Source organism: Halomonas sp. BN3-1 (assembly GCF_003056325.1).
Lineage (GTDB): Bacteria > Pseudomonadota > Gammaproteobacteria > Pseudomonadales > Halomonadaceae > Halomonas > Halomonas litopenaei.
Genome location: NZ_PYVV01000018.1, coordinates 92122 through 118363, shown reverse-complemented (window position 1 = coordinate 118363; position 26242 = coordinate 92122). Strand labels below are relative to the sequence as shown.

Below are 26242 nucleotides of genomic sequence, written 5' to 3'. Positions count from 1 at the left end.
CGCGGCTTCTCATCGAGGGCCGGGCGCCAGTGATGCGTGCCCATCGAGAGCCCGAATACATTGGCGCAAGCCCACTTTGTCAATGTCGTAGATCCACGTTGCAAAAGCCAGGCTGACCATACATTTTGTTGCGCTAGCTGGGCTTATGTCGCTGCCAGAGGCGTATCCGGGTCCGCGCGGTGCTCAGGCCCCGGTCTCGGCCTTGGCGCCGGGCTCGAGTATCTCCCGGGCCAGGTTGCGTCCGGCCTGGGTCAGGTGCAGACGCTCGCCCTCCTGGACGACCAGATGGCGCTGGCGCGAGCGCTCCACCACCCGCTCGGCACGGGCGGGGTCCCACATCAGGTGATCACGCAGCGCCATGGTGACGTTTTCTACCGCCTTCTCCGGGCCGTCCTCGTGGTGATAGAGGTGCACCATCAGGGTACGGCTCTCGTTCAGCTCGCGCTGGCGGCGACGTTCGAGCCATTGAGCGAAGACGCCGTAGCGCGGGCCGAGGAGGAAGGCCAGGGCGAGGAAGACGCCGGTCATCACCGCCATCATGCCGCCGATGGAGACGTCCCAGGCCACCGCCAGGTAGTAGCCCGAGACGCTGGAGGCGGTGGCGATCAGCGAGGCGTAGACGAAGATCTTCCACAGCCGGTCGGTGAGCAGGTAGGCCGCCGAGGGCGGCACGATGACAAAGGCCACGAACAGCACCGCGCCCACAGCGTCGAAGGCGGCCACCGCGGTGCCGCTGGTCAACAGCAGCAGCGCATAGAACAGCGCGGTAGGAGCGAAGCCCAGCGCCTTGGCCAGGGCGCTGTCGAAGGTGGCGAGCTTCAGCTCCTTGTAGAAGGCCGCCACGAAGGCCAGGTTCAGCGCCGTCATGGCGCCCATGGAGACCAGCGCCCGGGGCACCTCGGCACCGCCGATAGGCAGGGTGTCGAGCCACACGAAGCCGATCTCGCCGAGCAGCACGGTGTGGGCATCGATGTGCACGTCGCTGGCGTAGAGGTTGATCAGCAGGACCCCGAGGGAAAACAGCACCGGGAACACCAGACCGATGGCGGCGTCCTTCTTGACCTTCTGGGTCGACACCAGCAGCTCGGTAAGAAACACCGTGAAGATGCCGGTGAGCGCCGCACCGATGATCTGCAACGGGCCGCTGGCCTGGTGGGTCAGCAACCACACCACCACGATGCCGAAGACGATGGAATGGCCGATGGCGTCGGACAGCATGCTGGTGCCGCGCAGTACCAGAAAGGTCCCGACCAGGCTGGAGGCGATGCCGACGAGGGCGCCGACCAGCATGATCATCAGCGGAATATTGTTGAACAGCGATGCCATCATGCGCGGCCTCCCCGGCCCAGGTCATCGAGAATGCGCTCGGCCTCGCGACAGCCTTCCGGCGTCAGTACCCAGCGCTTGTGGTCACCGGGTTCGTGGGACGGCGGCGTCTGCTGGGTGATCAGGCCACGGGCGGTCAAGCGCTCCAGCGCGCGCCGGCTGTCGGTGCCCAGGTAGGCGTCCACCATGCGTTTCTCGGAGCGATAGTGGCGATCGGCGTGGTGGCTGGCGAGCTGGTAGAGGGTGGTGAGCACCCGCTGGTGACGTAGCTGGCGTCGATCACGCTGAAGCTTGAGGATTTCCCAGACAAAGCCCCGGTGAGGCGCAAACAGCAGCGATACCAGCACCACGCTGGACAGGCTCAGGATGATCAGCGGCCCGGTGGCGAGCCCCGGGCCGAGGGCACTGATCAAGGCGCCGGTGACACCACCGACGATACCGAACAGCGCCGACAGCATGACCATGGACTCCAGTTTGTTGGCCCACTGACGCGCTGCCACCGCCGGGGCGATGACCATGGCAGCCATCAGCACCACGCCGACCATCTGCAGGCCGACCACCACGGCCAGGGCGATCATCACCGTCATCAAGGCCTCGAGCAGTGTGACCGGCAGGCCCTGGGTGGCAGCGAATTCGGCGTCGAAGGACACCAGCTTGAATTCCTTCCACAGCCCGCCGACCAGCACCAGCGCCACGCCGCTGACGCCGGCCATGATCCACAGGTCGCTGCGCAGGGTGGCGGCGGCCTGGCCGAACAGGAAGGCGTCGAGCCCCCCCTGGGATGCGTTGCCGGTGCCCTGGATATAGGTCAACAGCACCACCCCTATGGCGAAGAACACGCTGAGCGAGATGCCAAGGGCGGCGTCGGTCTTGAGCCGGCTCATGCGGGTCAGCAGCAGCATCACCAGCGCCGCCAAGGAGCCTGTGAACAGCGCGCCGGCAAGGATGCTGCCCATCTCGCGGCCCCCGGCGATGATGAAGCCCAGGCAGACACCGGGTAGCGCCGCGTGGGACAGGGTATCGCCGAGCAGGCTCTGCTTGCGCAGCACCGCGAAACAGCCGAGCACGCCGCTGACCAGACCCAGCATCGCCGCGCCCATCACCACGTTCTGCAGGGTGTAGTCGCCGAGCAGGGCGTTCAGGCTCATCTCGGCACCTCTTCACGACTTTCCTGCGGGCGCGCCTCGGGGCGCTGGCCGGCGAGCTCGCGCTCGGCGGGAATGGCGCCGGTGACATCGTCGAGCAGGGCGATCTGGCCGCCGTAGGCGCGGCGCAGGTTGTCGGCGGTATAGACGTCGTTGACCGGCCCCTGGGCGATCACTCGCACGTTGAGCATCAGCATCCAGTCGAAGTAGCTGCGCACCGTCTGCAGGTCGTGGTGGACCACGATCACCGTCTTGCCCTGGTCCCGCAGCCTGCGCAGGATGTCGACGATGGCGCGTTCGGTGGTGGCGTCGACACCGGCCATGGGCTCATCGAGGAAGTAGACGTCGGCCTTCTGAACCAGCGCCCGGGCCAGGAACACCCGCTGCTGCTGGCCGCCGGACAGCTGGCTGATCTGGCGATCGGCAAAGCCGTCCATGCCGACCATCTCCAGCGCCTGCATGGCCTCGTGTCGCTCGCGGCGGCCGGGCCGCCTGAGCCAGCCCAGCCGGCCGTAGAGGCCCATGCCGACCACGTCCTGTGCGGTGGTGGGGAAATCCCAGTCCACCGTGGAGCGCTGGGGCACGTAGCCGACCCGCCGCCGCGCCTGGCGGTAGGGGCGTCCATGCAGGGTGACGTGGCCGGCGACGCTGGGCACCAGGCCGAGGATGCTCTTGATCAAGGTGCTCTTGCCGGCGCCGTTGGGGCCGACGATGGCGGCCATGACACCGGGCGGTACGTCGAAATCGATGTCCCACAGCACCGGCTTGCCATGGTAGCTGACCGTCAGGTCCTCCACGTGGAGGGCCAGGTCGGGTTCGTGGAGCTGCTCGCTCATGGTGTGGCTCCTGTCGACCTCGCGGTGGCGTTCAAGCGCTGCGGGGTGGTGGTGTTCACTGGTCGGCGTCCTGGCTGGCGGAGGCGATCTGCGCCGCGAGGGCCTCGGGCAAGGGGGCGGGCTGACCGCCCAGGGCGCTGACGATATGCTCGGTGTTGCTCTTGAGCATGCCGATGTAGGTGCCCTCCAGGGTGCCCTTGGCGCCCATGGCGTCGGAATAGAGCTGACCGCCGATCTCGACCCGGTGGTCCTGATCGGCGGCGGCGTCGATCACCGCCTGGACGGTGCGCGGATTGATGGTGCTCTCGACGAACATGGCGGGAACGCCACGCTCGACCACCAGCTCGGCCATGCGGCGAATATCGGCCACGCCGGTCTCGGTGGCGGTGGATAGCCCCTGGATGCCGGCCACCTCGATGCCGTAGGCGCGTCCGTAGTAGCCGAAGGCGTCGTGGGCGGTCACCAGGATGCGCTGCTCGGCGGGGACGCTGTCGATGCTGGCCTGAATCCAGTCATCGAGTTCGGCCAGTGACGCCTGGTAGGCCTCGGCGCGCTGCTGCATGGCCTCGGCACAGTGCGGACGCTGCTCTCCCAGCAGTTCCGCGATGACCGGAACGTTCCGGGCCCAGAGTCCTGCATCCATCCACAGGTGGGGGTCGACGCCATAGGCGTCCTGGGTGTGGATAAGTTGGTCGTCGCCGACGGCCTGCTCACTTACCGCAGCGGTGGGCTTGATCCGGGAAAATCGATCGAACACCTTGCCGAGCTGGCCCTCCAGTGAAAAGCCGCTGTAAAGGATCAGCTCGGCCTGATCGAGATCGTGCACGTCACGGGCGCTGGCCTGGTACAGGTGGGGATCGATCCCCGGCCCCATCATGGTGTTGACCGCGACGCAGTCGCCGCCCACCTGCTCGACCAGATCGCCGAGCATGCCGACGGTGACGACCACATCCAGCGGCGCCTGCGTCTTCGCAGCGTCGGATTGGGCGTGAACCTGGGGGGTGGTCAGAGCGGCCAGCGAGGCCAGGGTCAGCAGGGCCGAAGCCGGGGCTGAACGACGCATGAACAGGGCTCCTCGGGGCAAGAACGACGCGCAAGCAGCACCGAAGTGCTATTTGGCTATCATTTATAGACGTGGCTAAGTTTTGGCGCCTAAGGCCCCTCGCGTCAAGCGTAGAGCGCTAATCGAGGTGATCGAGTCAGGCTATTCGCGCGATGGAGCGCACCTACAGGCCCTGTCGCCTGGAGGCGGCCCGGGGCTGGCAGAGGGCTGGCATAGGGTTGGCAGAGCGTGGCACGAAGCCAGATGGGATGGGCTCCGGCGATGGCGTCAGCCTTTCAGAAAGCGCTCGAAGGCGGCCAGGGTCTCGGCGCTGACATGGTGCTCGATGCCTTCGGCGTCGACCCGCGCGGTTTCGGGATTGATGCCCAGCTTGATCAGGAAGGCTTCGACGATCTGGTGTCGTTCGCGGCTGGCATCGGCCAGGGCCTTGCCCTTGTCGGTCAGGAAGATGCCGCGATAGGGGCGCTTGATGATCAGACCCTCGTCATCGAGACGCTTGAGCATCTTGGCGACGGTGGGCTGGGCGACGCCCAGGCGGCGGGCGATATCGGTCTGGCGCGCTTCACCGCCGTCGGTGATCAGATCCGAGATCAGCTCGACGTAGTCTTCGATCAGTTCGGTGCGGCGGGCGTCTCGTGCCTTGCGAAACCCCTCGACGTGACTTTCCGGGGAAATCAGCGATGCGCGTTCGTCGTGGTTGAGGGGGTCGTTCATGGGGGATGGAGTCGCCTCGGGTCAGGGTGTCCATCTTGCCAATCGGTGGCGGTAATGCAAGTTCAGCAAAGGTGATACCTCACGTAGAGGCGTTCCGCGGGAAGAGGCGTACCCGTGTCGAGACATTCTCGTATATGCCCATGTCAGGGAAATCGTCAGCCCTGAAGCAGTGGCATCGCCGATCCACCTACCGGCAGTCGGCGGCGCGACGACAGGGCCAGGAATTGATGGAGGGGAAGGGGCTTCGAGTACAGATAACCCTGGAATGAACGACAGCCCAGCTCCAGCAGCCGCTTTTGCTGCTCCACGGTTTCGACACCCTCGGCGATGACACCGAGTTGCAGGGTCTGGGCGAGGGCGATGATGGTCTGGGCGATGGGGGCCGCAGTGGGGTCATCGGTCAGATCGCGGACGAAGGCCACATCGATCTTCAGGCTGTCCAGCGGGAGGCGCTTGAGGTAGGCCAGAGAGGAGTAGCCGGTACCGAAGTCATCGATGGCGAAGCGCACCCCGAGGGTGCGCAGGTGGGTCAGGGTATCGATGACCGGATAGGCCTCACCCAGCATCAAGGACTCGGTGAGCTCCAGGGTCAGCTGGCTCGCAGGCGCCCCGGTATCCGTCAGGGCCCTCTCCACGCCGGTGACGAAGTCGGCGCGCTGGAATTCCCGGGCGCTGACGTTGACCGACAGGGTCCAGGCGCTTCTGTGGGGATCGTGCTGCCAGTCTGCCAGCAGCTCACAGGTCTTGCGCAGCACCCAGTTGCCCAGTTCGACGATCTGGCCGGTGTCCTCGGCCAGGCTGATGAAGGCACTCGGCGAGACCAGCCCCAGCTCCGGATGCTCCCAGCGCAGCAGTACTTCTGCGCCGGTAATCGAGCCCTGGTGATCGACCTGAGGCTGCAGGTACTGGCGCAATTGCTCGCCGACCACCGCGTCCTTGAGCTGTCGCTCGAGCCTGAGTCGAGCATTCAGGCGCTCGACCATGCTGGCTTCAAAGGCGCAAGGACGCTGGGCGGCCTCGCTCTTGCTCTCGAGCAGGGCCAGGCCAGCGCGCTTGAGCAGTTCGCTGACGCCGAGGTCACCGCCACGAAACAACAGGTAGCCGCCGCTGACGCGGCAGCTGTGGCGCTCGCCGGCCAGCGAATAGTCGCCGTTCAAGGATTCCAGTACGCTGCGTGCCTTTTCCCTGGCCTGCCCCATGGCATTCTCAGGGGAGACCGAGAGACCGTCGTAGAGCAGCGCAAATTCATTGCTGCTCAGCCGGGCCAGATCGTTGGCTTGCCTGGCCCAGGGCCTGAGACGGGCCGCCAGCGCCTTGAGCAGGCGATCTCCGGTGGCCTGACCGAGGGCATCATTGATGCCCTTGAAGTTGTCGATATCCACCAGCAGCAACATGATGTGCCGGCCACTGATGTCGCTGGCCAGTTGCAGGGCGTGGATGCGTTCCTGCAGCGAACTGCGATTGGGCAAGGTGGTCAGACCGTCGTGATAGGCCTGGTAACGGATATGCTGCTGGGCGTCATGGTGGGCGGAGGTATCGCTGAGGGTGGCGACAAAATGCCCGCTACCGTCTTCATCGGCGCGTACACGATTGATGCTCAGGCGCGCAGGGAAGCGGCGACCTTGGCGGTGTCGGACCTCGACATCGCCGATCCAGGCGCCATTTTCTCGCAGCGAGCGCAGTACCTGGCTGCGATGCTGATCGAGCCGCAGCAGGGTGTTGAGCTTGAGCATCGAGTGGCCCTGGAGGTCGGTGTGGGGCACACCTGTCAGGGTCTCGAAGGCGTGGTTGCACATGATCATGCGGGCACGCTGATCCAGCAGTACGACGCCATCGTGCATCGATTCGATGACATCCACCAACTGGCGGCGCGAGACCTGCATGCGCATGGCACTGTCCTGTAGCCGCCTGTCGACAAGCACCGTGACCAGGGTGGCCACTGCAAACAGAAATGACAGCACGGCGACGGCGGTGGCCAGTAGCGAGCCGTGATGGGCCATTGGTGTTGTCGCCTGCCAGCCTGGGTCCGGCAGAAAGTACACCGCCATCATGGCCGAATAGTGCATGCTGCAGATGGCCAGGGCGGCAAACACCGCGGCCAGAAGGCTGCCCAGGCGAATGCCCTGCACGCGGGGCAAATCTCTGGACGCATGGAAGCTGTAGATGCTGGCGATACCAAAGGGCAGCGAGATCACCAGTGACAGCAGCAAGGGAATGGGAGCGAAGCGCATGCTGGCAGGCGCTTCCATGGCTGCCATGCCGGTGTAGTGCATGGTGGCGATACCCAGCCCCAGCAGGCATCCCGCGATGATCTTGCGCGTGGTGGACAGTCCCCTGCGAGCCATCGCCGCCACGGCGATCAGGCCGGCGACCACCGCCGGCAGCAAAGAAGCCAGGGTCAGCCACAGACCATGATGGGCGGGAAAGGGCAGACGATAGGCGAGCATGCCGGTGAAGTGCATGCTCCAGATGCCTAGCCCCATCATGGTGCCACCGGCCAGCCACCAGGCCCTGCGTCGATGTTGCCATCGCGCAGAGTGAACGCGTTCGCCGACGGCCATGGCCGAATACACCGATACCAGTGCCACCAGACACGACAGGACGACGAGCCAGGGCGTGTGTACTCCCTGTATGGCCTGGGCGACCTGCGGGTAGGTAATAAAGATGGGCGGCATGGGTCGGGGTGGGTCCCTTGTAGTAAGGCCTTAAGACAACCTCTTCATTGATTAGCATGACCTGGCGCGTAGAGCAAAGGCACCTGCCGGGCGGGATAGTCTTCATGCGAACGTGACGGATCCGCGTTTGAGTATAGAATTGTCGGTCAATGCTTGCGTGATACGGGGCGCTATATTGTTGTCCTGGCGGTGAAAAAAGTGTAAATACCGGCGCCCGCCTCAGAGAAGAAAATCATAGTAGGCAGGCGTTGTCAGGCACTGAGACAGCGCTGATAAAGTGCCGTTGTCTTTAGTCGAGTCGACCTTGGTTGCCGATTCGGGCAAAGCTTTACGTGACCCCCTGTTACATCAGGCAAGCATTCTGGTATTTCCGTGCCCCTTCACAATGAGCTTTGGAGCAAATGGGCGGACAGCTGTGACGTTTTCCTCCGGGTGGGCCGGCGACGGTCAGTGACAGCGTTTCACCTCGCGGCGCTGGCGTGCTGACGCCAGCGGAGCGTGGCGTTCAACCCTCCAGACTCACGGTTGTTCAGGCTGACTTCGACCTCTTGCTGATGAGCCAGTGCAAGCACGATGGAAAGGCCCAGACCGCTACCGGTGATGGTGGCGTCGCTGGCGCGGTGGAAGCGCTCGGCGACACGCTCCATGTGCGTATCGGGAATGCCGGGGCCGCTATCGAGGATGCTTAGGCGAACACCCTGGGGCTCTGCCTGGAGGATGGCTTCGATGGTGCCACCGTCGGGTGTGTAGCGCAGCGCGTTGTCCAGCAGATTGCGGATCATGATGCCGAGCTCCGTGGCATTGCCCTTGACCGTGGTCGGGTCGACGTCTTCCAGGCGGAGTTGCTGGCCACGGGCGTCGGCCAGCGGCCAGAGCTCGGCCGCGAGGTCCAGCAGCAGGGAGCGCAGGTCTACGCTTTCCGGTGCAGCGGCGGTGTGTCGATCGACCCGTGCGAGTACCAGTAGCTGCTCTACCACGCGCTGGAGTCGTTCGACACCCTGACGAGCCTTGGGCAGGGCGTCGCCTTCGCCCGCCAGGGCGTTGTCCAGGTGGATCTTGAGGGCCGCCAGCGGAGTGCGCAGCTCGTGGGCGGCATCGGCGGTAAAACGTCTCTCCTTTTCCAGGGTCGCCTTGAGTCGCCCGATAAAGTCATTGAGCGACCCTCTGAGGCCAGCCAGTTCCGTCGGTACGTCCAGTTCTATGCGGCTGAGGTCGGCGGAGTCGCGATGCTCCACCTGCTGCGATAGTCGCTCGATGGGGCGCAGGCCGCGCCGAATATGACGCAGCACCAGCAACAGGCTCAGCGGCATCAGCAGTAGCATGGGCCAGAGGTGATTGAGCGCGATGCGCTCGATGATGTCGAGAAAGAAGTCCCGCTCGATACCGATCTGTAGCCACAGACCACGACTCGGGTCATGCAGGGCAAAGACTCGCCAGCGAGACTCTCCCAGCGATCGCCACTCGAAACCCTGCTCACCAGGTGGCGGCATCTGGGGCTGTCGATCGACGTCTTGCCATCCAGGGCCAATCACCACCGGCTGGCCGGTCTCGGTCCACAGTCCGAAGCCCATCTTGCGCTCTTCGTGGTGATAGGTCTGGCCGGGGGCCACCGGCAGGTCATCGGACGTGCCGCTGTCGGTGTACAGGTGGGCGCTGGCCTTGCGCTGGTCCATCCATCGGGCCAGACGTTGATAGTCGTCTGCCTCGGGTGCCTCGGGGAGCATGCTCATCAGCCCCCTGCCGGTGAAGGCGAGCTGGGCATCGAGGATCTCCTCCAGCTCGTTTTGCGAGATCAGCCAGGCGGCCACCACCGACAATAGCGCCACCATGGCAAGGGAAAGGGCCAGGGTGCGGAAAAGATAGCGATGGATCGACATCACGGGGTGATGGCCAGGAAGTCGGTATTGAGGCGATAGCCGATGCCGCGCACCGTGGTGATCATCTCCTTGTGCAGCTTCTTGCGAAGATGATGCACGTGAACTTCCAGCGCGTTGGACTCGAGTTCTTCGCCCCAGCCGTAGAGCAGGCTCTCCAGGCGGGGACGCGACAGTACCTGGCCGGGATGACGGGCGAGCTCGATCAGTAGGGCGAACTCGCGACGACTCAGGGCGATACCGCGTCCCTTCCAGTCGACACAATGGCGAGCCTCATCGATGCACAGTGTGCCGACGTCGATGGTGGAAATGGCGCGACCGGCCGCTCGTCGAATCACCACGCGCAGGCGCGCCAGCAGTTCCTGGAGGTCGAAGGGCTTCAGTACATAGTCGTCTGCCCCGGCGTCCAAGCCCTGGATACGTTCTTCCACGGCGTCACGGGCGGTCAGGATCAGGACCGGCAGGGCAGTTTGCTGGCGCAGGCGTCTCAGGATTTCCAGTCCATCGCAGTCGGGCAGGCCAAGGTCGAGGATCACCACCGAGAACGCCTCCAGGGTCAGCGCCTCGAGGGCCGGCTTGCCGCAGGTGAACCAGTCGACTGCATAGCCCTCTCGTTCAAGTGCGACCTTGATACCGTCCCCCAACAGAGGGTCATCCTCCACCAGTAGTGCCCGCATGGCGTCTTCTCCGTCGATCTACCCAACTGTCTCTCAGGCAGTATGGGGCGCAAAACCTTAATCTACGCTTAAGGATCGACGGGAGCCTTGATCCGACGCTGTTCTCTGGCTAGGACTGCGAATCGTGCCTGGGCTTGCCGGTACGCTCGGTCGACGCCATCTTTTCCAGTTCGTCTTCGCTCATCGAGTCGTACATCGACCGGGCGGCACCGTCGAGTTCGCTCACCTTCTGTTCTCCGCGCTTGGCAGCGAGGGCCGCTCCTGCCGCCATCTGCTGGGCTTTCGATTTCGCTGGCATGGTTACCTCCTTGAAGGGAAAGAAGATTGTCGTACCGGCGTAAATAGTTTGCTGCCTGGCAGGCTCTACAGATCCAACGACGAAAAGCCAGACTCCGCCAGGTTCGACCCGGATCAGTCCCAGCATAATCACTTGCCATGAACGTCTTCAACGCCAGTTGCCTGAATACCGAAACGTATCCAGAGGCGAGTGGGCGAAATCACATGGAAGGAAGAGCGACGTTCGCCAGGGAGTGTGTCGGCCTGTGTTCTTTCGTGGAGGTATCCTTTCGCTGGAGGTTTTTGCGCTTTTGCCTGGGCATAGCGGTGCTACCTTGGCCGCCGCCGAATCTGACCGTCGAGATTCGAAGTAATGTGAAGAAGTGAAGTCACACGGCGTTACAACTCTTTTCAATAATAAGTACGAAACAGCGTCCTGCTCTGGCAGCGTCTGATGGCGACGTAAAGGATTACCTTGATGACTTTCGAATTGACGTTGTTCAGACGCTATTGCAACAGCTTTGACATAAAGCGCCCATCGAGTCTTGTCCGCGACGGTTCATTGGTGACTCGGCCAGGCATAGCGTCTTCGTCTTTCGTTCAGCGATTCTGCCATGACAAGGGAGCAAGCCACCATGCGAGATACACAGGATCTTTTTCCGACACGCCTGGAGCGCAAGCTGGGCATGTTCGAGCGCATCGACCCGGTCGTTCATTGCGATGAACAGCAGCGAGCGAATGGCCCCCTCAGCGAAGAAGAGCTTGATGAGTTTGATAGAAAAGGCTTTCTCTCTTTCGAGAACTTCTTCGACAAGGAAGAGATGGATGCCTTTATCCAGGAATTGCGGGAGTACGAAGAGGACGAAGACCTCAAATTGTCCGAAGGGACGGTGCTGGAGCCCGGAAAACAGGAGATCCGGTCAATCTTCGGCATACATCAGGTCTCGGATCGTTTCAGCCGTCTGACACGGGACCCGAGGCTATTGGCCATGGTGCAGCAGATACTCGGTAGCGACGTCTACATTCATCAGTCTCGTATCAACTACAAGCCCGGCTTCAAGGGAAAGGGGTTTGACTGGCACTCGGACTTCGAGACCTGGCATAGCGAAGACGGCATGCCTCGGATGCGGTCACTGAGCTGCTCGATCATCCTGACGGATAACGGTGAATTCAATGGCCCCTTGATGCTGATACCAGGGTCCCACAAGCAGTTCGTTCCTTGTGTCGGGCGCACCCCGGAGGACAACTACAAGGAGTCATTGAAGAGCCAGGACATCGGTGTTCCTGATGCCGCCAGCCTGAAGAAACTGATGCTGGAGAACGATATAGAGGCGCCGAAAGGCGATTCTGGCTCATTGGTGATGTTCGAGTGCAATACGCTGCACGGCTCCAATATCAATATGTCCTGCTGGCCGAGGAGCAATCTGTTCTTCGTCTATAACAGTGTCGAGAATACCCTCCACGATCCCTACTGCGGCAACAAGCCTCGCCCCGAGTTCCTGGCCACGCGCAAGGACTACAGCCCGCTCAAACCTGTCGAAGGAAAGCGTCAGGAAGAATAAGAGCCGGAGAGGGTGAGTGCAGCAAGGTTGAACAGAGCGGCTGACGAGATAGAGACCTTGGGAGACTAAAGTAGGGCACCGAGGATGCTCACCCGCTGGCTGGGAGCGCCGACGTCACCTACCTCTCCGCCATGACCGGCACTGTCACTCGCTTACCTGGCCATCGTCGCTGGGACTCGAGAACCTCCAGCAGCAAACGCCACCTTGATACACAAGGTGGCATTTTTTTGGCTGGGGGCGGGGGCGGGAATCCAGGCACGAGATCGCGTTCGCCGCCTGTTTCGCTGGGGCAGCGGTCTTCGCAGGGTTCTACCAAAGCGGCCGCCAGCAAAGGCCTTGAGGGTCTCGGACGCGCTGGACGGTGCCTTTGCGTGTGCTGGCGAAGTCGCTGTGGTCACGAGCCGACCATGGGGATGACCCGCTTAAGACGAAGGTCTACGCCTAAAAACATAAAAATATGACTATAGTTGTTTTGTCCGCCGCATCGACGATGGCAAGGAGCCCTCGGAGGTTGTTCTGGCCACGGTTCGGTCGGGCGGCCCATGGCCGTCGCATGAACAGGGGCGGTCTACCGGATGTTCCTCTGGCCCCGGGCGCCATGCACCTACCAGAGTTCTTCCATCGACAACGCCGGATACCGGCCAACGCTCAAATGAGGGTGAGACAATGACAACAGCACACCGAGTAGTCAGCGTCATCGCGGGTCTAACCATGGCAGCGACCAGTGGTCTGGCGCTCGCCGACTATCCTGATCGACCCATCACTGTACTGGTCCCGTTCAACGCTGGAGGAACCACGGACCTGGTGGTGAGGACACTGGAGCCCGCGCTAGAGCGCGAATTGGGTGCCGAAATCGTGATCCGCAATGTCACTGGCGCCGCAGGCACCATAGCCGCAGCCGAGGCAATGCAGGCGGATGCCGATGGCTACACCATGTTCTTCACTCCCAAGGGGCCCGTCACCATTCAGCCTCTGCTTCGTCCGCTACCGTATCAGTCCGATGACTTCCTCCCCGTTGCGGAGGTTAGCGTGACGACCTATGCAACCGTCGTGGGTCAAGATTCCGAGTTCAATTCCTTTGAGGAGCTGGTGACCTACGCCCAGGAGAATCCGGGCAACCTGCGTCTGGCATCGACAGGGATCGGGACCATGCCTCACCTGGCCGTCGTTGCCCTGAGCCACATGGTGGGACTGGACATCAAGCATATCCCCTACAAGGCGTCTGGAGAGGTCACCAAGGCGATCATGGGCGGGGAGCTGGATGGCACCACGGAAATGAGCTACGTCGCCGAACAGTTTGACCTCAAGGTACTGTCCTGCTGGGGCCAAGAGCGCTGCGACGGCTACCCCGACGTTCCGACCATGAAAGAGCTGGGCTATGACGTCGTGCTGGAGAACTGGTTGGGTTTCGTGGCGCCTCAAGGTGTACCGGAAGAATACGTCACCAAGTTCGCTGAGAGTGTAGGTGTGGCTCTTCAGGATGAGTCAGTGATGACTGCGCTCGATAATCAAAAGATCACCCCCGCCTTCCTGGCTGGCGAAGCATTTCAGGAAGTCTATGAGAACGATGCCGCAGCAAATCTTGAGCTGCTCAGTAGTGCTGGCATGTCGGTAGGGCAATAGGAATCTTACAGCCCTTGCATGACCAGCACCTATTCCGGTGATTTTAGATAGCGGACAAGGTCGTTACCTGGAACGAGGTGATCTAATGAATGCTGGCTCGAGAGACATGCTGCTGGGCGCAACAGGTCTAATAACAGGAGCAATACTTCTCAACGAAGTTGGCGCAATGGAAGCCAACAAAAATCCACTGTTTGACTATGGCGTCGGTCCTGTTCTATTTCCAAAGGCATTGCTTGTTATCTGGCTGTCGCTCTCTCTTCTGATTTTGGTGAGAGCATGGTTCCTCGTGAATGAGGAGGCAGAGCAGGTAAATCACAAACGGCTGTGGAGTGTGGTGGCCGGTGTGTCGATATTCGTAGCAGTGATTCCTGTGCTGGGATTTCTTGTCTCAGCCATCATTTTTAGTCTTTTACTTCCCTGTGTCGTGGGATATAGAAATCTGAAAGTAGTTGCTGCTGTAGGGGCGATTTTTCCGTTGGTTGTCTGGTACGCCTTTACTCACTGGTTGGATATTTTCCTGCCGTCCTCAATGTTAAGCGTTGGGTTTTAGGAGGAATGGTCTAATGGAAATGTTAGTGTCATCCATATGGGCAGTACTGCAGCCTGACGTTATCCTGGCAATGGCGTTGGGGACTATCTTCGGCATCATTGTCGGTGCACTGCCGGGGTTGGGCTCTATCCTCGCTATTACCATTGCACTGCCTTTTACCTTCGCCATGGGTCAGGTGGCAGCCATCTCGCTGGTCATCGCGGTCTATTGCTCCTCCGTGTTCGGAGGGTCAATTTCTGCAATATTGATCAATACTCCTGGGACGCCCCAGTCTGCAGCGACTTGCCTCGATGGCTATCCGATGACCCGGGCGGGTCACGCAGACGCAGCACTTGGATGGGCCGCTACTGCGTCCTTGATTGGTGGGCTCTTCTCCACTGTGGTGCTGATCTTTGCTGCACCAAGATTGGCTCAGTTTGCGCTTGGATTCGGTGCGATAGAAACCTTCGCCCTGATCACTGTAGCTCTGACATGTATTATTGGAGTAGCGCAAGGTAGTCTGATAAAGGGGTTATTGGCTGGAGTGTTTGGTCTTTTTCTGTCGACGGTTGGGATCGACCAGATGACAGGTCAGGCACGCTTTACCTTCGATGTTTTCGCCATGTCGAATGGTTTTCCTCTGCTGCCCGTCATTGTAGGGCTCTTTGCCTTTGGTGAAGTGTTTTATCGCTTGGGAACAAAGGCGGTGTCAGCCGGCGAAAGCGGTGTTCGTGTCGGGATGAAAATTCCGAAACTCAAAGAGATCCTGCTGCGCTGGAAGACAGTATTGAGAAGCTGTCTTATTGGTACCTTCGTCGGTATTCTGCCGGGTACGGGAGCCGCTACAGCAAGTTTTATCTCCTACGCGGAGGCAAAGCGCAGCGGACGTTATCGGGACAAGTTGGGGACAGGAGAACCCGAAGGCATTATTGCGGCCGAAGCATCCAACAATGGGGTGACCGGGGGGGCGCTCGTGCCTACCTTGGCGCTTGGGATACCGGGAGATCCGGTCACTGCACTCATGATGTCTGCCCTGATTATCCAAGGTATTCAACCAGGAGTAAGGTTGTTCTCGGAAAACCCAGGACTGATGAACTCTACCTTTGTCGCACTGATAGTTTGCAACATCTTGATGTTTGTCGCCGCCCTGGTGATGGCTCCCATTCTTACTCGGACGCTTCGCGTACCCGAACCCTTGTTGATGACGGCTGTACTGGTGCTTTCGGTGGTGGGTTCCTATGGTGCTTCGGGACGAATGTTTGATGTTGGCGTCGGGATCTTCTTCGGGATTGTCGGTGTTGCTCTTCGCTTCCTCAAGGTGCCTATCGCACCAATCGTAATTGGTCTCGTACTGGGCCCCATATTTGAAGAGAGCCTCAGGCAAGGGTTGATTATTACAGATAATAATTTCTTGTCCTTTATGTCTCTCGAGTACCCCTTGGCAATGATCTTGCTCCTTCTTGCCGCATCCATCGTTCTGGTATCGGCGTTTCGTGAGACAAGAAAGGCACTGGATTACAAGAAACAGAAATAACGACTGAAGATTCTGTTTAATGTTACGGAAAGTGAAAAAATTAGGAGAATATAAAATGACCATGATCAATGCTTTCAGGCAATTGCTGGTGACTCGTGATAGACCCGCCGTTGGCATGTGGAGTGTACTCAATAGCTTTGATGCGACGGAAGGTCTCGCCTGGTGTGGGTTTGACTGGATGAATATTGATACCGAGCACGCGCCTGTCGAACTTCAGGATGTCATCCACCATCTCCGGATACTGGATGGCACACCGACGGTACCTATGGTCCGCCTCGTCTGGAACGACCCGCTGCTGATCAAGCGATACCTCGATGCTGGCGCTTCGACGCTGATGCTGCCCTTTGTGCAGAACGCAGAGGAAGCAAAGCAGGCAGTCGAGCAGATGCATTATCCGCCGCGTGGAGTGCGGGGTATGGCCGCAATTCACCGTGCCAGCCGCTACGGTGCTATCGGTGACTACGTCGCCAATGCTTCCGGTAGCCTGTTTCTTATCGTGCAGGTGGAGACGCTGGAGGCATTGGACAACCTTCCCGAAATCCTTGCTGTCGATGGTGTCGACGCGGTGTTCTTTGGTCCAGGCGACCTGTCGGCCAGTATGGGAATGCCTGGGCAAGCAGGGAGCAAGGAAGTGACCGACAAGATTATTGACGCCTTGAGCGTTGTACGCAGGACAGAGAAGTTTGCCGGGACGTTAGCCACGACTCCGGAACAGGCGAAGGCATTTATCGAAGCCGATTTCGACTTCGTTTCTGTCGCCAGTGATGTGAATGTGTTGATCCGGAATTCACGCCAAGTTGCCTCGTCCTACGTCAGCTGAGAGCCGAGCACTACAGCGAGGAGAAATATATGGCACGCATTGTTTCAAGCTCTCCAAAGTTTTCCACGTCGCCTCCTGTGATGGAGGCGATTTCCAACGCTGGCTGGAGCTTCCAGTCGTTTGGCGATTTCGTGTCGCAGTGCGAAACGGATCCCACACAGGTGGCAAGCGCACAATATCTCGTTGCAGGGCTTCACAGAGTAGACGAAAGCTTGTTGTCAGCGATGCCGGAGTTGAAAGCAATCCTTCGGTTTGGTGTCGGATATGAAAATGTCGATGTCGATGCCTGTACACGAAACGGTATCGCCGTTTTGAATACCCCGCGTTCCAACGGTAATGCAGTGGCCGAGCTGGCGATAGGCTTGATGTTCTCGATGTTGCGCCACATCCCCCAGGCGCATCAGGACGTCGTTGGGGGGCGGTGGAATCGTCAGGTAGGCAATGAGGTCGCCGGAAAAACGCTGGGCATCGTAGGTCTTGGCCACATTGGAAAGCTTGTTGCTGGCAAGGCTATGGCGCTGGGGATGAAGGTGATGGCAACCGACAAGTATCCAGACCACTCGTTTATCGAGCGTCACGGGATACAACTTGGGACACTTGAGGAGGTAATGGCGTCATCGGATGTCATTTCGCTGCACGTGTTTGGCGGGGAAGGCAACACGGCGCTCGTCAATGCAGAGAGAATCGCCATGATGCGCCAAGGTGCTTGTTTGATCAACCTGGCCAGGGGTGACGTGATTGATCTAGATGCAGCCGCGGAAGCACTGGCCTCAGGAAGCATCGGTGGGGTAGCAATAGACACCTACATCGTTGAGCCGCCTGATACCGAGCATCCGATATTCTCATCCCCAGGGGCTGTTTTTACACCGCATAGTGGAGCTGATACGGTTCAAGCTATTGAGAAGGCTGGGCTGATGATCTGCGAGGATATCGAGACAATCGAAAGTGGAAAGGTACCAGAGAGGTTGGTCAACCAGGAGGTTTTGGAACGTAGCGACTGTCGAATACGGTTGTAGTTGCAGGGGCGGATAGCCTTGTGGAAATGGCTTGATCTATAAAGCCTCTATCTATAAAGCCTCTATCTATAAGAACTCTATCCAGAATTTTATTGTCTAGAAGTTCTCTATCTAGAAGTTCTCTATCTAGAGAAGAGGTCGAGATCGATTTCGACAATATCCGCCCTGTAGGTGATTTCTGCTGCGTAGATGATTTCGTCCTTGTCATTAGTCAGTGATCGCCATGCAAACGCTACCGGGTCCCCTGCAGGGTAGCCAAGTAGTTGGCTGGTAGTGACGTCACACTTTCCGAATTTCATTTTTTGCGTCATACGATGAACGTGATCTGCGAATTTTTCTGCAAAAATCGGAAGAGCGAGAGATGACAGAAAAAGATCCTTCTCCTGGTCATAGAGCGACGTCGCGATATGAATCTTGATAACGCAGTAGCGCAGATCATCGCGAACATGTATGCGCTTGATGGACTGATATTCGCCGACAGGGGATCCACGAAACCCCGAAGGAAGCGGGCCACGGCTCAATTCGAGTGTGGTCAGGTCGGGATGGTCCGTACGCAATGTGCTGACCAGTTCCTCGAAGGTCGTCTCAAGACGAAAGCGGCGGTGCCCACGACTTTTTTCCGTGACGATGGTTCCACGTCCACGCGTCGAGACAAGAAGGCCTTCATCGGAAAGAATGCTGATGGCGTCTCGAATCGTGATGCGGGAAACACCAAGTTCACTCGCAAGCTTGTCAAAAGAAGGGAGCTCGTCGCCAGGCTTCCACACGCCTTCTGTCAAGTGGCTTCGAATAACATCCACTACCTGCATGTAAAGGGGTTGCCCCTTCTTTCTGGAGATCTGGTGATTGATCGAGAGCTTCGCGGTCATGGTGTCAACCTTTGTAGTCGTCTCTACAAGATAGAGGCTTTTTATTTCCTTTTCAAGAACTTGGTGGGGGGCAGAGATGAGCATGTCTGCCAGCTTGCCGGTGGCGCGGTGTAGGGAATCTGACTGAATAGCCACATTCAAGTGGCAATGGTGTTTCAAATAATTCTTCAATACTGATGCATGAGGTGGCTCTGATGAACAATGTAAACAAATTAGATACTTACAACCCTGCAGCTCCTGATGAGCTGGTGGCAAGCTACGTGATCACTGAAGAAAGCGAGTTGGATGTCATCATTCAGTCTGCACAATCCGCCCAGTCCGAATGGGCCGAAATTCCTCAACCTAGGCGGGGCGCTATTATTGGAGAGTTCCTCGATGCCCTGGAGGGAGAGAAGGACCAGATAGCTAGTGTCATGACGATGGAGACCGGCAAGGTGTTGGCAGAGAGCCATGGTGAGGTTGCCAAGGCTCTTGGAGAAGGGCGGGCCATGATAGCGCGTGCCTCCAACCCATCGGGGGAGGTGCTGCCCTCACAGGTTCCTGGCACGCTGACATACACGGTTCGACGCCCAAGGGGCGTTGTGGTAGGTATCAATCCCTGGAACTTTCCTTTTAGTACACCCATGAGGAAGGCGATACCGGCATTGCTTTATGGCAATGCCATCATTCTCAAGCCTGCGTCCCTGGCGCCCGGAGCCTTGGTCAAGTTTCAGGAGATCGCTGATGCCTTCTTTCCCAAGGGGCTGGTCAGGACGGTAGTCGGTAACGGCGCTTTAGCCAGTACCCTGGTGGGGCACGATGGTGTTGCTGCTGTCAGCTTTACCGGGTCAACATCTGTGGGAAAGAAAGTTGCGCAAATGGCCGTCTCGCACCTTGCTGAGGTAAGTCTCGAGTTGGGAGGGAAGAATCCGGTCATTGTCCACGATTCACATGATCTCGCTCTTGTCGCCGAGCAAGTCGCAACGGCAGCATTTGCCGTATCCGGTCAGCGTTGCACCGCCATCAGTCGCGTTCTGGTGCACGAGTCCCTGGTGGAGTCTATGGTCGAGCTGTTGGCGTCGCAGGCTGTACAGAAGAGACCTGAGCCTGACAACAAGGATGGCGGAGGTATTGGTCCTCTTATTAGCAAAGCACAATTGGATAGCGTTGCTACCTTCGTGGAGCGAGCGCAGGGAGAAGGGGCGAAGGTCGTGGCTGGCGGTGAGCATGTCGCCAGTAAGGGTGGTGGTTTCTACTACGCGCCGACGGTACTTGGCGGTGTTACCCGCGAGATGGAAGTCGCACGTGAGGAGGTGTTCGGTCCGGTGATTGCTGTGATTTCTTATAGCAACATCGAGGAAGGCCTTGAGGTTGCCAATGACGTTGCATATGGCTTGAGTGCGTGCCTCTATTCCGAGAACTGTGCAACTGTCGATGAGTTCCTGTCCCGTTGCGATGCGGGGATGCTGCATGTCAACTGCGGTAGCTTCCCCGAGAACCACCTGCCCTTCGTCGGAGTGAAGGACAGCGCCTTGGGGGTTGGTGGCTCGAACGGACAATCTGTCATTCATTTTTATACGACTGAGCACTCAATCTATCAAAGAGCCAAGGTATAGCAGAGGCGCGTCGGTCGACGAGAGTGCGTCGCTGGCACCCTTCCAACGGTTTGCCATGGACAGAGCACCCGCAAGGCGGGTGCCTGTCCGGCGAAAATTGCTGACGCCGGCTCCCATTTCTTTGTAGCAGTGGGATGGGTGTTGATAGCAAGGCAGGGGGCTCGGCCTTCGATCGCAAGCGGGACGAGTGTGGCAACGTGTCCACAGGACGGTAGACGGTCGCTTGGTAGCGGCCGTCTACCGTCCTGTGATCGTGTGTTAGTTGTTTCTTGTAGCGATGGGCTCAGGTCAACCGTCTACGCTCTCCAAGCCAGGAGAGCGGAGGAGCGGGCCGAGGTCCCGGATAGCCTGGCCACTGAGCGCCAGGATGTCGACAAGCTTGCGATGTGAGGCTTCACCCTGGCGAGGGACGCTGGTATATACGACGAACGTTCTTGCTCAAGCATGAACATCATCGGGACCAGCGCCGGACAATAGCGTCAGAAGTCGCGTCATTCACCTCCAAGCCGTCAGAACTCCTTGACCAGGTAGCTTGTGAGGCTCTCCAGGCCGTCAAGGCTGCCGATGCCTGGTGATTCTCCCAGATGAGCCGTGCCACGCTCAATCTGACCAAGAGGCCCGGCCAGATCACCACGAAGCGGGTTGGGGTTGGAGTCGATCTCCAGTGCGCCTTCGCCTCCAGCGGCCGCGAGCAAGTGACCGGAGGCCAGCAAGCCAACGCCGCCACCCAGGTAGTGGGGGAAGTAGCCAAGGCCTGCCTGCATGATCATCTTGGCCAGAGGCAGCCCTCGACTGATACCCCCCCACTTGGCCGCGTCGGGCTGAACGATGGCGAGTGCACCACTATCAATTCCTTGCTGAAAGCGTTCTTCGCCCATCAGGTTCTCTCCGGCTGCCAGCGGAATGTCGGTTAGCTCCGCCAGAGCCTTCCACTCCTGCCAGGGTGCTGTGGACAACAACGGCTCCTCGATCCACTTCAGATTCAGGTCTTCAAGGGCCGGTAGTTGTTCGCGGGCCTGCTGCAAATCCCAGCCCTGGTTCACGTCTACCATCAGGCTGGCGTCGTCCCCGAGGGTGTCGCGTAACGCCAGCAGGTTGGTTCGGTCGCGCTGAGAGCCGAAACCGATCTTGAGCTTGAAGCGGGTAAAGCCCCGGTCTGCCATCTTGCGGGCCAGGCGCTCGGGCTCGGTAGGGTTGAGTCCGCTGGCGTACACCGAAATGCGGTCGGAGGCGCCGCCCAGATAGCGCCACAATGGCTGTTGCTCACGACGTGCACAGAGGTCCCATAGAGCCAGGTCGATACCAGCGAGGCACTGGGCAAAGGGGCCCGGTTCCGCGCACTGCAGCATCAGTACACGGGTGCTCGCCTGAAGGTGATCGAACGCATGCTGGGGAGATTCGTAGCGTTGCTGCAGTAGAAGGGGCCGAAATACACTGCTGACCAGTCGTGCGCGGTGCTCAGCCCCTACCATCGGGAAGTTGCACCATATTTCCCCCCAGCCGTGGTGACCATCCTCGTCGGTAACACGAACCACGACCATAGGGCGGTCCGACATGGTGCCGAAGGAAGTCTCGACCGGGGTTTCCAGAGGGCAGCGATAGACGAAGGCACTTGCTTCGCGGATGACGAGAGGTTTGTTCATGTTTTCAGATCCATTTTCAAGAGTGCCTGATCGCCACCAGGAGCCATCTGGATGACCGAAGTATCGTGATGTCGACGACAAGGCTTTCAAGCAGCGCTGGGCCGGAGTCCACCTGCGGTACCTGACGAGGTTCGTGCTTCTATCAAAGTTTCCTGCGTGATTAAAAACATAACAATATGACTTTAGCACTAGCCGGCTCTTTCGACACCATGGAAATCGCGTTGCTCGATGGGATCGGCGTCTTGGCAAGCCCTTTTCGTCGGTGTTGCTGGAGGCGGCTGGGATCGAACCCCGGGGTCTGTAGAGAGCGCCGACCTCGCCCTTGGCTCTTCTTTTCCGTTGGGATCTGTCGGACACAAAAAAGCCACCTTCAGATGAGGTGGCTTTTTCGTCGGTGTTGGTGGAGGCGGCGGGAATCGAACCCCGGGGTCTGTGGAGAGCGCCGACTTCGCCCTAGAGGCTTCCTTATCTAGGAGGCTGAAACGAAAAATGCCACCTTTGGGAAGGTGGCATCTTTCTGGTGTTGGTGGAGGCGGCGGGAATCGAACCCCCGGGGCTGTAGAGAGCGCCGACCTCACCCTTGGCTCTGCTTTTCAGGGGGGGCGCCCTGAAACGAAAAATGCCACCTTTGGGAAGGTGGCATCTTTCTAGTGTTGGTGGAGGCGGCGGGAATCGAAGCCCCGGGTCTGTAGAGAGCGCCGACCTCGCCCTTGGCTCACCTTTGACCTTTGTATCTTCCGGGTACAAAAAAGCCACCTTCAGATGAGGTGGCTTTTTCGTCGGTGTTGGTGGAGGCGGCTGGGATCGAACCCCTGGGTCTGTAGAGAGCGCCGACCTCGCCCTTGGGTCGTGGACCTTGCAGACACAAAAAAACCTCCACAAGGGAGGTTCTTTCGTCGGTGTTGGTGGAGGCGGCGGGAATCGAAGCCCGGGGCCTGTGGAGAGCGCCGACTTCGCCCTAGAGGCTTCTTTATCCAGGGGGCTGAAACGAAAAATGCCACCTTTGGGAAGGTGGCATCTTTCTGGTGTTGGTGGAGGCGGCGGGAATCGAACCCCTGGGTCTGTAGAGAGCGCCGACCTCGCCCTTGGGTCTTCTTTGCCTGTGGAAACTGTCGGGCACAAAAAAACCTCCATAAAGGAGGTTTTTTTGTCGGTGTTGGTGGAGGCGGCGGGAATCGAACCCGCGTCCGCCGACACTCGCCCATTGGCTCTACATGCTTAGTTCCGTCATTTGATTTAACGCCTCGGGCTCCGACGGGCAGGATCCCGAAACGCGATTCCTCCAAAGTTTAGCGATTGACGAGAGGACAGCGCCAACCGCGATCTCACCTATCTTGGCTCGTAGCCCATTGGCAACGGATGAGCACGTCGCCGCCGGGTAGGACTAGAAGCTAGCAGTTTTTACGCTGCCAGCGCGCCCTGAGCGTAGTTTTCGTCGTTTGCGACTATTTAGTCGTGATGTTGGATTTACGAGATACATCACGCTCTCGGCATGCACCTCAGGGGTTGTCATCAGCGTCGAAACCATGTCGCCCCCGTAACGCCCCGCCAGTGTACCAAAGATCCGGCGGTCTGTACTACATCTGACGGCTCAGGCGCGGTTTTGTTCCCGCATGACGCGGCCCTTCTGACGCTGCCAATCGCGATCCTTCTCGGTGGCGCGCTTGTCATGGAGCTTCTTGCCCGTCACCAGCGCCAGCTCACACTTCACCCGGCTGCCTTTCCAGTACAGCTTCAGCGGCACACAGGTGTGCCCCTTGTCCTGGGTGCGAGAGAAGATCTTGGCGATCTCCTTGCGGTGAAGCAGCAGCTTGCGCGTGCGCGTGGGGTCCGCCACCTCGTGGGTGCTGGTGGTGTTGAGCGGCATGATATGGCTGCCGAGCAACCAGGCCTCGCCGTTCTTCACCAGAATGTAGGTGTCGGTGAGCTGGGCCTTGCCGGCACGCAGGCTCTTGACCTCCCATCCCGCCAGCACCAGCCCGGCCTCGAAGGACTCGTCGATATGGTATTCGAAGCGCGCCTTCTTGTTCTGGGCGATGGTGTTGTTGCCGGGACCCTTGTCCTTTCCCTTCTTGCTGGCCATGGAACCTCTTGATGTCTGAATCGGTCGTGGAAGCGGTGTCGTAACCGATGCGGCCCGATGTGTAGCCTTCCGGGTCGACGCCAGGCGGTTGCCACGGCGGCGCTGCCCGTCGGTCCCCCTTTCGGCTGTCTCCAGTTCTGCCGGGGAAGCGTGCTACCATTTGAGGCCGAAATAACCGCTCATGATACGCCCTGGGCTTCTGGAAGTCAGCGGAGAGGTCAATGCCAACCGTCAATCGGTCCGCCATGGTGCGGCACACCCCCAAGCAGATGTTCGATCTGGTCAACGATTTCGAGCGCTATCCGGAGTTTCTGCCGGGCTGCCGTCGCGCGCGGCTGCTAGAGAAGGACGAATCGCACCTGATCGGCGAAATGACCCTAGGGCGGGCCGGCATCGAGCAGACCATCGTCACCCGAAATGACCTGCACGAGCCTGACCGTATCGAGCTGTCGCTGGTAAAGGGGCCGTTCAAGCGACTGGACGGACGCTGGAAATTCATCACCATGGGCGAGAACGTGTGCAAGGTCAGCCTGGAGATGGACTTCGAGTTCTCCAGCCGGCTGCTCGGCATGGCCTTTGGCAAGGTCTTCCAGCAGATCGCGGGCCAGCAGGTGGATGCCTTCACGCGGCGTGCCGATGAGCTCTATGGGCGCTGACAGCGCAAGACCCTCGGCTCCTCGCGTCGAGCCGGCACCCGCCGATCACTCGGCGGGGCCAGATATAAAGGAAGACGCAAGCGACGAGGTGCTTCGCGTGGAAGTGGCCTTTGCCTTGCCGCACAAGCAACGTCTTGTCGCGCTGCGCGTCGCCAAGGGCACGACCGCCAGCGAAGCGCTGGCGTTGGCCGACCTGCCGTCGCTGTTTCCCGAACTGCCTGTGGAAACCTTCAGCGAGGCCAGTCTCGGTATCTTCGGCAAGGCGTTGAAAGAACCCTCACGGCAGATACTGCGTGACGGTGATCGCGTAGAGGTCTATCGACCGTTGAAGATCGATCCCAAGGCGGCGAGGGCAGAGAGGGCGGCTCGTAGCCGCTCTTCCTCCTAGCGACCCTGGGCGGCCGGGGCAGGTGCGTCGCCGTCTGAGCGAAGGCGCTGCGCATGGAAGCACCTAGGTGTAGAACCAACCAGGCGTAGAACCAACCAGGGTGGCCGTTGTGGCCACCCTGATGCGTGTTCTCGCTGGCGCCAACGGCTTACTCGCGCTCGGAATCCACGGTGCGGTTGTAGATCGGCTCGATATTGGCTTCGCCCTCGGGGTTATCGTCGCCGCCGCCGCTGGTGGGGCCTACGCCGTAGCTATGCTTGCCTGCCACGTCCGGGTTCATGCTGAAGTCGCCTTCCCGGTCGATATTGACCAGGTTGTTGCCGGCGAAGGTCAGGGTGACGCGTCTTTGCATCACGTCGCCGTAAGCTTCGTCGAGACGGTAGACGTAGTCCCACTGGTCGGCGCTGAACGGGGCCTCCAGCAGCGGCGAGCCCATGAGGTTGATGACCTCCTGTCGGGACATGCCGGGGCGCAGCTGTTCGACCATGCTGTTGGTCACCAGGTTGCCCTGTGCCAGGTCGCGCTTGTACACGCTGAAGTAGGTGCAGCCGCTGGTCAGCGCCAGGGCCAGTGAAAGGGTGACAATTCCGGTCAACTTTTGCATTTGCGCCTGTTCTTCACTATCGTGGGGTCGGTCGATCATACCCGACCCTACCTGATACTGCGAAGAGCAACCATGGCCGACAAGAACCATGAATTGCGCAAGGCTGGACTGAAAGTCACTCTGCCGCGCGTAAAGATCCTGCAGATCCTCGAATCTGCCACCGATCAGCACCACCTCAGCGCCGAGGACGTGTACAAGACGCTTCTCGAAGCCGGTGAAGATGTGGGCCTGGCGACGGTGTATCGCGTGCTGACTCAGTTCGAGTCGGCGGGCCTGGTGATCCGACACAATTTCGACGGTGGCCATGCGGTCTTCGAGCTCTCCCAGGAAGAGCATCACGACCATATGGTGTGCCTGGAAAGCGGTGAGATCATCGAGTTCTTCGACGAGACCATCGAGCGTCGGCAGCAGGAGATCGCCGAGGAGCACGGCTTCGAACTCGTCGATCACGCGCTGGTCCTCTACGTCAGACCCAAGGGTTCCAAGGCGACGCGTCAGGAAGGCATCGCCAAGAAGTAACGGATCCCTCTGCGCGTAGCGCTGAGCAAGAGCCTCTGCCCCCGGGCGGAGGCTTTCTCGTGTCTGGAAGATGTGATCAGCGCTGTTCGGCCAGTGGGTACACAAAAGCGCCACGTCCCCGTCAGTTGGGGGCGTGGCGCTTGCGTTGTGGGCTCACTGTAAAATGCTGCTTTTTCTTGCGTACTGCTCTTCAGTAGCGCTTTTCTGTGCTGCCT

Annotated in this window: 23 protein-coding genes and 1 other RNA gene; 10 read left to right on the top strand and 14 right to left on the bottom strand. The window is 59.7% G+C overall.

Going from position 1 to position 26242, the window contains the following annotated elements; all coding sequences use genetic code 11:
• Positions 1–183: 183 nt before the first annotated feature.
• The 9 genes from C9F12_RS20405 to C9F12_RS20365 all read right to left on the bottom strand — a co-directional run bounded on the left by C9F12_RS20405 (position 184) and on the right by C9F12_RS20365 (position 10608).
• Complete coding sequence (locus tag C9F12_RS20405; RefSeq protein WP_108450037.1) at positions 184–1329, bottom strand: metal ABC transporter permease; 1146 nt, start codon at positions 1327–1329, stop codon at positions 184–186.
• The gene (locus C9F12_RS20400) at positions 1326–2474 is read right to left on the bottom strand and encodes a metal ABC transporter permease (RefSeq protein ID WP_108450036.1); all 1149 of its coding nucleotides are present in this window, start codon (positions 2472–2474) and stop codon (positions 1326–1328) included. The genes C9F12_RS20405 and C9F12_RS20400 overlap by 4 nt, the downstream gene beginning before the upstream one ends.
• Positions 2471–3307, bottom strand: a complete 837-nt coding sequence (locus C9F12_RS20395; RefSeq protein WP_045993172.1) for a metal ABC transporter ATP-binding protein — start codon at positions 3305–3307, stop codon at positions 2471–2473. The genes C9F12_RS20400 and C9F12_RS20395 overlap by 4 nt, the downstream gene beginning before the upstream one ends.
• 55 nt (positions 3308–3362) lie before the next feature.
• Entirely contained in the window at positions 3363–4370 is a 1008-nt protein-coding gene (locus tag C9F12_RS20390) for a zinc ABC transporter substrate-binding protein (protein ID WP_108450035.1), read from the bottom strand.
• A 267-nt stretch (positions 4371–4637) separates the two neighbouring features.
• On the bottom strand, positions 4638–5084 hold the full coding sequence (mntR, locus tag C9F12_RS20385) for a manganese-binding transcriptional regulator MntR (RefSeq protein WP_108131827.1): 447 nt from the start codon (positions 5082–5084) through the stop codon (positions 4638–4640).
• A 155-nt stretch (positions 5085–5239) separates the two neighbouring features.
• A complete protein-coding gene (locus C9F12_RS20380) occupies positions 5240–7759 on the bottom strand; it encodes an EAL domain-containing protein (protein WP_108450034.1) in 2520 nt (839 codons plus the stop codon).
• A gap of 461 nt (positions 7760–8220) precedes the next feature.
• Positions 8221–9636: an ATP-binding protein gene (locus C9F12_RS20375; RefSeq protein WP_240184311.1), complete on the bottom strand. Its 1416-nt coding sequence runs from the start codon at positions 9634–9636 to the stop codon at positions 8221–8223.
• On the bottom strand, positions 9636–10310 hold the full coding sequence (locus C9F12_RS20370; protein ID WP_108450032.1) for a response regulator transcription factor: 675 nt from the start codon (positions 10308–10310) through the stop codon (positions 9636–9638). Before C9F12_RS20370 ends, C9F12_RS20375 begins: the two co-directional genes overlap by 1 nt.
• A 109-nt stretch (positions 10311–10419) precedes the next feature.
• The gene (locus C9F12_RS20365; RefSeq protein WP_108131823.1) at positions 10420–10608 is read right to left on the bottom strand and encodes a DUF3008 family protein; all 189 of its coding nucleotides are present in this window, start codon (positions 10606–10608) and stop codon (positions 10420–10422) included.
• 613 nt (positions 10609–11221) lie between these two features.
• Here C9F12_RS20365 and thpD point away from each other — a divergent pair.
• From thpD to C9F12_RS20335, 6 genes are all read left to right on the top strand, one after another.
• Positions 11222–12148 (top strand): ectoine hydroxylase, encoded by a 927-nt coding sequence (gene thpD, locus C9F12_RS20360; protein WP_108131822.1) that lies wholly within the window; start codon positions 11222–11224, stop codon positions 12146–12148.
• A gap of 666 nt (positions 12149–12814) precedes the next feature.
• Complete coding sequence (locus C9F12_RS20355; RefSeq protein WP_108450031.1) at positions 12815–13771, top strand: tripartite tricarboxylate transporter substrate binding protein; 957 nt, start codon at positions 12815–12817, stop codon at positions 13769–13771.
• An 85-nt stretch (positions 13772–13856) separates the two neighbouring features.
• Positions 13857–14321, top strand: coding sequence for a tripartite tricarboxylate transporter TctB family protein (locus tag C9F12_RS20350; RefSeq protein ID WP_108450030.1), 465 nt, complete (start codon positions 13857–13859; stop codon positions 14319–14321).
• Positions 14322–14334: 13 nt separating this feature from the next.
• Positions 14335–15834 (top strand): tripartite tricarboxylate transporter permease, encoded by a 1500-nt coding sequence (locus tag C9F12_RS20345; protein WP_108450029.1) that lies wholly within the window; start codon positions 14335–14337, stop codon positions 15832–15834.
• A 55-nt stretch (positions 15835–15889) separates the two neighbouring features.
• Complete coding sequence (locus C9F12_RS20340) at positions 15890–16654, top strand: aldolase/citrate lyase family protein (RefSeq protein WP_108450028.1); 765 nt, start codon at positions 15890–15892, stop codon at positions 16652–16654.
• Between the two features lie 29 nt (positions 16655–16683).
• A complete protein-coding gene (locus tag C9F12_RS20335) occupies positions 16684–17670 on the top strand; it encodes an NAD(P)-dependent oxidoreductase (protein ID WP_108450027.1) in 987 nt (328 codons plus the stop codon).
• Between the two features lie 122 nt (positions 17671–17792).
• Here the strand turns inward: C9F12_RS20335 and C9F12_RS20330 are convergent, their stop codons facing one another.
• On the bottom strand, positions 17793–18539 hold the full coding sequence (locus tag C9F12_RS20330; RefSeq protein ID WP_162816541.1) for a GntR family transcriptional regulator: 747 nt from the start codon (positions 18537–18539) through the stop codon (positions 17793–17795).
• 194 nt (positions 18540–18733) lie between these two features.
• Here C9F12_RS20330 and C9F12_RS20325 point away from each other — a divergent pair, with 194 nt between their 5' ends.
• Entirely contained in the window at positions 18734–20134 is a 1401-nt protein-coding gene (locus C9F12_RS20325; protein ID WP_108450025.1) for an aldehyde dehydrogenase family protein, read from the top strand.
• Positions 20135–20643: 509 nt separating this feature from the next.
• Here the strand turns inward: C9F12_RS20325 and C9F12_RS20320 are convergent.
• The 3 genes from C9F12_RS20320 to smpB all read right to left on the bottom strand — a co-directional run bounded on the left by C9F12_RS20320 (position 20644) and on the right by smpB (position 23860).
• Positions 20644–21777 (bottom strand): mandelate racemase/muconate lactonizing enzyme family protein, encoded by a 1134-nt coding sequence (locus C9F12_RS20320; protein ID WP_108450024.1) that lies wholly within the window; start codon positions 21775–21777, stop codon positions 20644–20646.
• Between the two features lie 1157 nt (positions 21778–22934).
• Positions 22935–23314, bottom strand: a transfer-messenger RNA (tmRNA) gene (gene ssrA, locus C9F12_RS20315).
• A 54-nt stretch (positions 23315–23368) separates the two neighbouring features.
• Positions 23369–23860: an SsrA-binding protein SmpB gene (smpB, locus tag C9F12_RS20310; protein WP_045992293.1), complete on the bottom strand. Its 492-nt coding sequence runs from the start codon at positions 23858–23860 to the stop codon at positions 23369–23371.
• Positions 23861–24081: 221 nt separating this feature from the next.
• Between smpB and C9F12_RS20305 the strand changes: the two genes are divergently transcribed.
• The gene (locus C9F12_RS20305) at positions 24082–24516 is read left to right on the top strand and encodes a type II toxin-antitoxin system RatA family toxin (protein WP_045992292.1); all 435 of its coding nucleotides are present in this window, start codon (positions 24082–24084) and stop codon (positions 24514–24516) included.
• An 88-nt stretch (positions 24517–24604) separates the two neighbouring features.
• Positions 24605–24904 carry an RnfH family protein gene (locus C9F12_RS20300; protein WP_045992291.1) on the top strand — a complete coding sequence of 100 codons (300 nt, stop codon included), beginning with the start codon at positions 24605–24607 and terminating at the stop codon, positions 24902–24904.
• A gap of 148 nt (positions 24905–25052) precedes the next feature.
• Here C9F12_RS20300 and C9F12_RS20295 read toward each other — a convergent pair whose 3' ends face one another.
• On the bottom strand, positions 25053–25508 hold the full coding sequence (locus C9F12_RS20295; protein ID WP_205254742.1) for an outer membrane protein assembly factor BamE: 456 nt from the start codon (positions 25506–25508) through the stop codon (positions 25053–25055).
• A gap of 72 nt (positions 25509–25580) precedes the next feature.
• Here C9F12_RS20295 and fur point away from each other — a divergent pair, with 72 nt between their 5' ends.
• Entirely contained in the window at positions 25581–26027 is a 447-nt protein-coding gene (gene fur / locus C9F12_RS20290) for a ferric iron uptake transcriptional regulator (protein ID WP_045992290.1), read from the top strand.
• The last annotated feature ends 215 nt before the right edge of the window (positions 26028–26242 follow it).

What these genes read in the sequence shown, in the direction of transcription:
- C9F12_RS20405 (WP_108450037.1), bottom strand. Translation starts at nt 1,329, where the DNA reads ATGATGGCATCGCTGTTCAACAATATTCCGCTGATGATCATGCTGGTC.
- C9F12_RS20400 (WP_108450036.1), bottom strand. Translation starts at nt 2,474, where the DNA reads ATGAGCCTGAACGCCCTGCTCGGCGACTACACCCTGCAGAACGTGGTG.
- C9F12_RS20395 (WP_045993172.1), bottom strand. Translation starts at nt 3,307, where the DNA reads ATGAGCGAGCAGCTCCACGAACCCGACCTGGCCCTCCACGTGGAGGAC.
- C9F12_RS20390 (WP_108450035.1), bottom strand. Translation starts at nt 4,370, where the DNA reads ATGCGTCGTTCAGCCCCGGCTTCGGCCCTGCTGACCCTGGCCTCGCTG.
- mntR (WP_108131827.1), bottom strand. Translation starts at nt 5,084, where the DNA reads ATGAACGACCCCCTCAACCACGACGAACGCGCATCGCTGATTTCCCCG.
- C9F12_RS20380 (WP_108450034.1), bottom strand. Translation starts at nt 7,759, where the DNA reads ATGCCGCCCATCTTTATTACCTACCCGCAGGTCGCCCAGGCCATACAG.
- C9F12_RS20375 (WP_240184311.1), bottom strand. Translation starts at nt 9,636, where the DNA reads ATGTCGATCCATCGCTATCTTTTCCGCACCCTGGCCCTTTCCCTTGCC.
- C9F12_RS20370 (WP_108450032.1), bottom strand. Translation starts at nt 10,310, where the DNA reads ATGCGGGCACTACTGGTGGAGGATGACCCTCTGTTGGGGGACGGTATC.
- C9F12_RS20365 (WP_108131823.1), bottom strand. Translation starts at nt 10,608, where the DNA reads ATGCCAGCGAAATCGAAAGCCCAGCAGATGGCGGCAGGAGCGGCCCTC.
- thpD (WP_108131822.1), top strand. Translation starts at nt 11,222, where the DNA reads ATGCGAGATACACAGGATCTTTTTCCGACACGCCTGGAGCGCAAGCTG.
- C9F12_RS20355 (WP_108450031.1), top strand. Translation starts at nt 12,815, where the DNA reads ATGACAACAGCACACCGAGTAGTCAGCGTCATCGCGGGTCTAACCATG.
- C9F12_RS20350 (WP_108450030.1), top strand. Translation starts at nt 13,857, where the DNA reads ATGAATGCTGGCTCGAGAGACATGCTGCTGGGCGCAACAGGTCTAATA.
- C9F12_RS20345 (WP_108450029.1), top strand. Translation starts at nt 14,335, where the DNA reads ATGGAAATGTTAGTGTCATCCATATGGGCAGTACTGCAGCCTGACGTT.
- C9F12_RS20340 (WP_108450028.1), top strand. Translation starts at nt 15,890, where the DNA reads ATGACCATGATCAATGCTTTCAGGCAATTGCTGGTGACTCGTGATAGA.
- C9F12_RS20335 (WP_108450027.1), top strand. Translation starts at nt 16,684, where the DNA reads ATGGCACGCATTGTTTCAAGCTCTCCAAAGTTTTCCACGTCGCCTCCT.
- C9F12_RS20330 (WP_162816541.1), bottom strand. Translation starts at nt 18,539, where the DNA reads ATGACCGCGAAGCTCTCGATCAATCACCAGATCTCCAGAAAGAAGGGG.
- C9F12_RS20325 (WP_108450025.1), top strand. Translation starts at nt 18,734, where the DNA reads ATGAACAATGTAAACAAATTAGATACTTACAACCCTGCAGCTCCTGAT.
- C9F12_RS20320 (WP_108450024.1), bottom strand. Translation starts at nt 21,777, where the DNA reads ATGAACAAACCTCTCGTCATCCGCGAAGCAAGTGCCTTCGTCTATCGC.
- smpB (WP_045992293.1), bottom strand. Translation starts at nt 23,860, where the DNA reads ATGGCCAGCAAGAAGGGAAAGGACAAGGGTCCCGGCAACAACACCATC.
- C9F12_RS20305 (WP_045992292.1), top strand. Translation starts at nt 24,082, where the DNA reads ATGCCAACCGTCAATCGGTCCGCCATGGTGCGGCACACCCCCAAGCAG.
- C9F12_RS20295 (WP_205254742.1), bottom strand. Translation starts at nt 25,508, where the DNA reads ATGCAAAAGTTGACCGGAATTGTCACCCTTTCACTGGCCCTGGCGCTG.
- fur (WP_045992290.1), top strand. Translation starts at nt 25,581, where the DNA reads ATGGCCGACAAGAACCATGAATTGCGCAAGGCTGGACTGAAAGTCACT.